The sequence below is a fragment of the Candidatus Alcyoniella australis genome, assembly GCA_030765605.1.
Classification (GTDB): Bacteria; Lernaellota; Lernaellaia; order JAVCCG01; family Alcyoniellaceae; genus Alcyoniella; species Alcyoniella australis.
This window is the reverse complement of record JAVCCG010000008.1, coordinates 21,231-28,885: the sequence shown is the minus strand read 5'-3', so window position 1 is coordinate 28,885 and position 7,655 is coordinate 21,231. Positions and strand designations below refer to the sequence as shown.

The 7,655-nt window shown below is 65.7% G+C and carries 7 protein-coding genes; 2 read left to right on the top strand and 5 right to left on the bottom strand.

What is annotated here, in order from left to right; translation table 11 throughout:
* On the top strand, positions 1–759 hold a 759-nt coding region (locus tag P9M14_00945), incomplete at its 5' end, for an aminotransferase class IV (GenBank protein MDP8254292.1).
* Here P9M14_00945 and P9M14_00940 read toward each other — a convergent pair.
* Positions 743–1,888: a pyridoxal phosphate-dependent aminotransferase gene (locus P9M14_00940; protein MDP8254291.1), complete on the bottom strand. Its 1,146-nt coding sequence runs from the start codon at positions 1,886–1,888 to the stop codon at positions 743–745. The genes P9M14_00945 and P9M14_00940 overlap by 17 nt on opposite strands.
* A 94-nt stretch (positions 1,889–1,982) precedes the next feature.
* On the opposite strand from P9M14_00940, the gene P9M14_00935 reads away from it, so the two are divergent.
* Positions 1,983–2,516: a TerB family tellurite resistance protein gene (locus tag P9M14_00935; protein MDP8254290.1), complete on the top strand. Its 534-nt coding sequence runs from the start codon at positions 1,983–1,985 to the stop codon at positions 2,514–2,516.
* Here P9M14_00935 and P9M14_00930 read toward each other — a convergent pair.
* The 4 genes from P9M14_00930 to P9M14_00915 are packed head-to-tail and all read right to left on the bottom strand — an operon-like array spanning position 2,493 to position 7,652.
* Positions 2,493–4,244 carry a hypothetical protein gene (locus P9M14_00930; protein MDP8254289.1) on the bottom strand — a complete coding sequence of 584 codons (1,752 nt, stop codon included), beginning with the start codon at positions 4,242–4,244 and terminating at the stop codon, positions 2,493–2,495. The genes P9M14_00935 and P9M14_00930 overlap by 24 nt on opposite strands.
* A complete protein-coding gene (locus P9M14_00925; protein ID MDP8254288.1) occupies positions 4,241–6,418 on the bottom strand; it encodes a glycosyltransferase family 39 protein in 2,178 nt (725 codons plus the stop codon). Before P9M14_00925 ends, P9M14_00930 begins: the two co-directional genes overlap by 4 nt.
* Positions 6,418–7,341 (bottom strand): twin-arginine translocase subunit TatC, encoded by a 924-nt coding sequence (gene tatC, locus P9M14_00920; GenBank protein MDP8254287.1) that lies wholly within the window; start codon positions 7,339–7,341, stop codon positions 6,418–6,420. The genes P9M14_00925 and tatC overlap by 1 nt, the downstream gene beginning before the upstream one ends.
* Positions 7,338–7,652 (bottom strand): hypothetical protein, encoded by a 315-nt coding sequence (locus tag P9M14_00915; GenBank protein MDP8254286.1) that lies wholly within the window; start codon positions 7,650–7,652, stop codon positions 7,338–7,340. The genes tatC and P9M14_00915 overlap by 4 nt, the downstream gene beginning before the upstream one ends.
* Positions 7,653–7,655: the final 3 nt, after the last annotated feature.

Genomic DNA, 7,655 nt, shown 5'->3' with positions numbered 1-7,655 from the left:
GCTTTTAACCAGCGGGTCTATTTGCTCGAACGGCACATTCGACGCCTGCGCGACAGCGCCGCGGCCCTGGGCATCGCCTTTCCGGCCTACCTGGATTCGGCGGACGAGCTGGTGGCACAGCTGTGCCGCGCCAACGGACTGAGCGCCGCGCGCATCAGAATCACCCTGACCCGCGGCGCGTTTGACGGGCATCTCGAGCACGGTCGTAAATCGCAATCGACCTGCCTGGTCGGCGCGACGCAGCTGGATAAAAAGTTTTCCGACCTCGACCGACGCAATACTCTGAGCTGGACCGCGCGCCTGACCTTGCGCCACACCACGGGGCAGGCGGCGCACAAGACGCTGTCCTATTTGCCCAACGTGCTGGCGCACAGCGAGGCGATCGAGGCCGGCGACGACGTGGCCCTGCTGCGCGACGGCCGCGGACGTCCGGTGGAGGCGGCCACCGCCAACCTGTTTGCGATTCGCCGCGGCCAGATCATCACGCCCTCGATCCGTCAGCATTGCCTGCCGGGAATCATCCGCGGCCGGGTGATCGAGCTGGCGCGAGCCGCCGGACTGGCGTTGCGCATTGCGCCGCTGAGCACCCACGAGCTCAAGGCCGCGGACGAGGCGTTCGTGACCAACGCCGTGGTCTACGTGATGCCGCTGCGCGCCGTGGACGGCCGAGCGCTGGGCGAAAAAATTCCCGGAGCGCTCACCGCGCGTTTACAGCGGATGATGCTCGACGAGGTGGCCGCCGCTACCGCTGCGCGATGAAGCGTTCGAGTCGCTCGCAGCCCTCGATGATGTTCTCCAGCGAATTGGCGTAGGAGAAGCGCACGTAGCCCTCGCCGCCGGAGCCGAAGTCCACGCCCGGCGTGATCGCCACGTGCGCCTGCTCCAGCACATCAAAGGCAAAGCGTCGGCAGTCGTCGGTCCAGTGATCGACTCCGGCGAATACGTAAAACGCGCCATTGGGCTCGCCGGCCACGCGGAAGCCGATCTCGCGCAGCCGCGGGACCAGCACCTTACGGCGGCGGTCGTACTCGGCGCGCATCGTCTCAACCTCGTCATCGCAGTCGCGAAGCGCACTGAGCGCCGCGTGTTGTACGAAGTCGGCCGCGGCGATAAAAAAGTTCTGTTGCAGCTTCTGCATCGGCCGCACCAGCTCCTCGGGCGCGATCACCCATCCCAGGCGCCAACCGGTCATAGCATAGAGCTTGCTAAAGCCGTTGAGCACCAGCGCGTGGTCGCAAAACTCGAGGATTGTGTGCTCCTGCCCCTGATAGACCAGGCCGTGATAGATCTCGTCCGAGATCACCGGCGGCCCCAGCTCGCACAGCTGTGCGAGCACCTCGGGCGGCACCAGCGTGCCCGTTGGGTTGCCCGGCGAGTTGACCAGGATGCCGCGCGTGCGAGGGGTGAGTTTCTCGCGCACCCGCTGCGGCCGGTAGGCGAAGCCGTCGGACTCGCTGACGTCGACGAAGTTCGGCTCGCCGTCGACCAGTCGGATGAAGTTGGGGTAGCACGCGTAGTGCGGGTTGGTCAGTACGATGTCGTCGCCAGGATCGAGCAGCGCGGCGAATGCCAGCAGCATCGCCGGGCTGGTGCCGCTGGTGACGATCACCCGTTCGGGCGAAACCTCGACCCCGTAGCGCTTGCGATACAGCTCGCAGATCGCCTGGCGCAGCTCGATGCGGCCCATGCTGTGGGTGTAGTGGGTCATGTCGCGTTGCAACCCCTCGATCGCCGCCTGCTTAACGCACTGCGGCGTGGCAAAGTCCGGTTCGCCGACCTCGAGGTGGATCACGTCGACCCCCTCGCGCTGGAGTTGCTGGGCGCGCTCGAGCACCTCCATCACCAGGAACGGCGGAATCTGCTGGGCCTTGCGCGAAACGTGGATCATCCGATCTCCTCTGTGTTGCCCTCGATTCTTACGCAAAACCGCTCAGCCTGCCAATCCTTTGCGCGGCGATCGGCGAAGGTGCTATCCTCGCGCCATGGGATTTATCGAGAGGCTTTTCGGAGTTAAGGCGACCGAGCCCGGCGCGGCTGCGGCGCGTTCGAGCATCCAACAACAGATCGAATCGCGGCTGCAGGGCATGCCCGAGCAGCGCGCGCGTTTTCTGGCGGCCTTCGCCGGGCTGCTGGGCCGCGTGGCTGACGCCGACCTGGAAATGTCGCCCGAGGAGATGGAGCGCATTCGTCAGGTATTGCGCGAGCACGGCGGACTGGACGAGCCCGACGCCGACTTGGTGGCCGACGTGATCCACGAACAGACCAAGACGCTGCTGGGCCTGGAGAACCACATCTACACCCGGGTTCTGCGCAACAACGCCGCACGTGAGCAGCGTTTCGACGTGCTGCGCGCGCTGTTCAGCGTGGCCGCGGCCGACGACAATATCTCGACGATCGAGGACGAGGAAATCCGTGTGATCGCCAAGGGCCTGGGCCTGAGTCACGAGGAGTTCGTGGCGCTGCGCAGCGAGTTCGCGGAAAAGATGTCGGTTTTAAAGCAGCTCCCCAAGCGCTGAATCACTTCGCCAAACCAGAATCGTGATCGGGCCGTCGACAAGCAGCGGCACGAACAGCGCTGACTCAAGAAACATCGCGGGCAACTGACCGTTGCGATCCCACTCCGGGCTATCCTGGTGCACCACTAAATAGCGCGGATCAGCCTCGCGCAGCTGCCGTTCGAGCAAGGGCGTGATCGCACGATCCGCGGCCAGCGCGCGTAGCAACTCATCGCGGTGCTGCGGGAAGAAGCCGGAGTAGCCGTTGATCAGCGGCCGGCGATGCACGGTTTGGTAGTGCTGGTAGATCACGTCCGGGAAGCGGTACTCGCGGTTGAGGGGCAGCTCGAGCAGCGCTCCGGGAGGCAGGTCGTCCAGCTGTTCGTAAACCGCCGGAACCTGGGGCACGGCCACGCAGCGCAGGGGAATCGAGAGGTTCTCGGCCGTGCACAGCGCCAGCGCTGCCAAGCCGATTACCAGTGCGACCCCGCGTCGCGGGATGCGGTGCAGCAGCGCGTCCAGACCGCCGGATGCGAGCACGGCCAGGCTGAGCATCAGGTAGGTGGCAAAGCGCGGCGGCACGCGGATCGACTGAAAGCCGGGTACGAACTTGTAGAGCAGCAGGTAGGGACCCGGCCCTAGGATTTTTCCGTGCAGCCTCAGCTCCGGTCCGAGGGTGAACAGCAACGCGGCCAGCCCCAGCAGCACGAACAGCAGCGTGACGTCTCCTCCGGACTCGCGATAGGTCAGCTCGATGGTGCGTCGCAGGCCGCGGCCGCCCTCGCGTCGGGCTTTACGCAACGCCAGACCGAACAGCGCCAGCGCCAGGCTCGCGGCTACGATCCCCGGGTAGAGCTCGCCCTCGGGGCCGCGCCAGCGTGCGCTGAGCAGGCCCAGCAGCCGACTGTGCTCGCTGCTCGCCAGAAAGCTGCTCAGGTGCGCCGAGTAAAAGGCTGCGTCGGCCAGGGAGCGTTGCAAGCCGAAGTACTGCGCACCTTGGCGGTAGGCGTGGATCACCGGCAGCATGCTCAGCCCCACCAGCAGCGCGGGCAGGGCGATCAGCGCCAGGGAGCGCGGTTTGGTCCACAGGCGGCGCGTGCAGAACAGCATCGCGCAGGCCAAAATCAACAGCACGCTGAAGAACGCCGCGTGATACAGGCAGCTGAAGCTGATCAGCCACAGGCTGACCAGCAGACCCAGCGAATCGCGCAGTCGCGGTTTCTCGGTCAGCCGCAGCAGGAACAGCATAGTCCACGGCGCCAGTCCGCCGAACAGCACCTGCAAATGCGGCAGCTGGGCATAGCGGTGGCTGCAAAAGGCGAAGATCATTCCGCACAGCCAGGAGGCGATCCATGAGCGACCGAGGTGTCGCGCCAGGGCCGCGCCGCCGGTCAGCGCGGCAAAGAACGTAAACAGCAGCAGCAGGTTGTAGGCCAGCAACTGGTTGCCGCTCACAGCGTAGATCGGCGTTGCGAGCAGCGCCGCGCCCAGCAGATGCTCGCTGAGCGTCAGCGCGTGCGGCAGCGGGTGGAAGATCGGCGCGTTCCAATATCCGTTGAAGTCCAGGCTCAACAGATGCTCGAAATCCCACCAGAGGATCCAGCTGTTGAGCAGCGGATCGCCCAGATCCGAGGGCAGGTGCGTGCCCGGGCGCAGGGCCACGGGGTAGGTCAGTACGATGGTGATCAGCAGTCCCAGCGCGGCCCACGCCACGAGGCGCAGAACCCGGCGCGCGCGATCGGTTGTCATCGGCGCGGGCCGAGCGACAGCCGCACGCCCTCGGGACAGACCTGCGCGCTGTTGATCTCGAGCCCGAGCCTCGGGATACTGCTCTTAATTACCGGGTTGATGCGCGAGGCGACCTGGCCCAGCAGCCATTCCGGAGCCTGGATTCCGTTCAGGCGCGCAGAGATCAGGTCGAAGTAGAGCCTACCGTGCTCGGCGCGCAGGATTCCGCTGACCTCGAATTTAAAGGTGCGTCCCAGGGCAGGCGTTTGGCCGCCGATCGTCAGCCGCTCGCCCGCGGTCTGTACGCGCACGACGGACATATTGCGGTTCTTGCGCGCGATCTCGTGCTCAAGATCAACGATGCGGATCAGCATCGAGCCGTCGGCCTGGCCCACGTCCTGCAGCCGCAACGATCCGAACGAGACCAGCGGGCCGGTCAGGGCGCGCGCGTCGCTGTAGTGCAGCCGCAGATCGCTAAATCGCGCGTGGTCCAGCTCGATCGACTGGGCCTGGACGGTCAGCTCGCTTAGCGCAACCGTTTGCACGCCGCTGTCATCGATTGCGACAGTCGCGTTTACCGCGACCCCCTGGGCCGTCAATCCGCGGCTCAGCGCCGACTCGACCCACTGTTCCAGATCCGCGGCGCTGATCGGGCTGATGGTGTCTGCTCTCGCGTCGTACAGCGCCAAGCCCTCGGGCGTGCGGCGCGGCTGTTTGGCCGGGATGATTTCGTAGATGCGAATCGTGTCGCGCGGTCCGGTTGCAACGAGCCGCATGATGCGCAGCTTTCCGGCGTAGTCAGCCAAGCGTGCCGGATTTTCGAGCTCGCCCTCCTGGCGTTGGAGCAGCATCAGCACCCGTCGCGCCTCGTACTTGCTAAGCAGGCTCGGAATGCGGTCGGCCGGATCATCGTGCCACTGGCCGCGTTTGATTTCGACGTTGTGCAAATAGAACAGCAGCTGCCGATTCAGATCGCGCGAGATCACGGCGCTGGGTCGCAGCCGGGCCTCGTGTCGGATCATCCGCGCCAGGGCGGGCAGGTCGTCGCGCGGATAGGGCTGCGCCATGCGCTGGGTCGAGGCAATCAAGCTCAGAACGCAGGACAGGGCCAGCAGGGTCGAGGCGATCGGCCGCAATCCCTCACGTAGCCTGTGGATCAACAGCGACCAACTCAGGGCCAGGCCCCAGATGCACAGCGGCAGCAGGGGAAACAGGTAGCGCGGGTAGCGTGGGAATCCCCAGAGCGTGAACAGCGCCAGGAACAATGCGGCGGCTGCGGCCATTGCCCACAGCAGCCCACGCAGGGTGCGTTGCTGCGGCGAGCGCAGCGCTGCGGGCAAGACGATCAGCGCCGCGAGGCCCAGCAGCGACAGGCCCGCCGAGGGCGCGAACCCCGTGGCTACCTCGAGCCAGTGGCCGAGCTTGGCCAGCGGATCAGCCGCCGGGGCCGCCATCCCGGACTTGTTGAATATCTCGCCGAAGATCCAGACGAACGGCTCGCGAGCGGCTAGGCCCGACCAGAGCATCAGCGGCAGTACGGGTATGGCGAACCCGATCAGGAACGCGCGCAGCTCGCGCCACAACTCCTGCAACAACCGCCTGCCGCGATCGCCCGCTTGCAGGTGCAGCGTAAAAATCATCAGCGCGGGCACCACCGCCCCCAGCAACCCAAGCTGCCTCACGGCCCAGGCCAGCCCGACCCACACGCCGACCATCCGCGACTTGCGGCTCAGGGCCGCGTCGATCGCCAACAGCGAGAGCAGGGCGGCCGGTGCGTCGGTCATGCCCAGCGGTCCGAGCAACAGCAGGTAGGGCGATGCCGCGCAAAGCCACAGCGCCGCGTTGCGCGCGGCTCGCGGGTCCAGGCCCGATAGCTGGGCCAGGCGGCGGGCGATGCGGCCACACAGCAGCAGTATCCCCAGGCAGGCCAGCACGCCGACCAACCGCACTCCCAGCTCGTTGTGCCCCAGCAACGCGATCCCCGGGGCCATCAGCCAGAATAGCAGCGGCGGCTTATCAAGGTCGGTGTTCGAGAGCAGCGGGTCGCCCTCAAGTACGCTGAGCGCGGCGCGAGTGTAGTAGCCCTCGTCTTGATTGAGACTATGGACGTCGGCCAATACGATCCAGGCAACCAGCGCGGCGAAGATCGCTGCGCCGGCCAGGAGCTGTTGCCGGGCTCCGGCTTGCCGGATCATCAGCCCGCCGGTTCGTCCTCCGGCGGTTCGTCCTCTTCGTCGTCATCTTTCGCCGCGGCCGGCCTGGACTTGCCGAAGACGTGGGCCACGCCGATCGAAAGCACGTACAGGCCGATCAGCGGGATACCCAGCAGCGTCTGGCTGACGATGTCCGGCGGCGTAAGGACCGCCGAGCACAAGGCGATCACCAGGATCGCCCAACGGAACTTGCTCCAGAGGAACTTGGCGTTGACCAGGCCCATCCGCGCCAGAATAAAAATCGCCACCGGCAGCTCGAAGGCCAGGCCGAACGCCAGTTCGAGCCGCAGGGCAAAGCTGAAATATGAGGCGATGCTTACCCGCACCGCGGTCACCGGCGCGGCGTAGAGGATCAGGAACGCCGAGGAGATGTTGAGGATCACCTTGTAGCAAAACGCCGTGCCCGCCATGAAGAAGATGGTCGAGGCGATTACAAACGGAAAGGTAAAGCGCAGCTCGGCGCGTTTCAGCGCCGGGCGGACGAAGAGCCAGACCTGATAGAAGATCACCGGGCTGGAGACGATCAGCGCCACCAGGGCGATCGCCTTCATGTCGGTGAACAGCACCTCCTGGGGTGAGAGTGCGGTGGTCACCTCCTGGAAGCTACGGGTCTTTTCTTCGCCCCAGAGGATCAGGCTGTTGTAGGCGTCCAAATACGGCTGGAGCAGAAAGACCAGCACCTTGGTGCGCAGCGGATAGTACAAGCCGATGAACGCCCCGAGGAAGGCGAGCACCGAGTACAGCAGCCGGGTGCGCAGCTCGGTCAGGTGATCGATCACCGGCATCCGGGCGCCTGCGCCGTCCTGCTCATCCAGGCTCGGGTCGCTCTCGTCGCCGTGCGGCACGGGCTCGGAGGGAGGCGCCGGCCGGGTCCGATCGGGCTCGGGTCCGTTGTCGTTCTTCACTTCTCGGGACTATCCTCGGCCCGTTCATCGGCCGGTTGCGGTATGGGTTCGGGTTTGGACTCGGGCTTGGGCTTTTGCGGTTGCGACTTGGGTCGGTAGCCCAACGGGTCGCGCCGCAGCTGATCGAGCTCGCGCATTTCGTCCAGCCGCAGCTCGTGCTCGACCTGGTGCCTGAAGTCGTAATAGTGGCGCCTGAGGGTCAAAGTCAGCCGGGACAGGTCGCGCAGCAGGCGCGTCATGCCTTTGGGTCCCACGGCGAGAAGCGCGATCAAGATGATGATCATCAACTCGCCGCTACCGATGCCAAACACCTG

What these genes read in the sequence shown, in the direction of transcription:
- P9M14_00925 (MDP8254288.1), bottom strand. Translation starts at nt 6,418, where the DNA reads ATGATCCGGCAAGCCGGAGCCCGGCAACAGCTCCTGGCCGGCGCAGCG.
- P9M14_00940 (MDP8254291.1), bottom strand. Translation starts at nt 1,888, where the DNA reads ATGATCCACGTTTCGCGCAAGGCCCAGCAGATTCCGCCGTTCCTGGTG.
- P9M14_00935 (MDP8254290.1), top strand. Translation starts at nt 1,983, where the DNA reads ATGGGATTTATCGAGAGGCTTTTCGGAGTTAAGGCGACCGAGCCCGGC.
- P9M14_00930 (MDP8254289.1), bottom strand. Translation starts at nt 4,244, where the DNA reads ATGACAACCGATCGCGCGCGCCGGGTTCTGCGCCTCGTGGCGTGGGCC.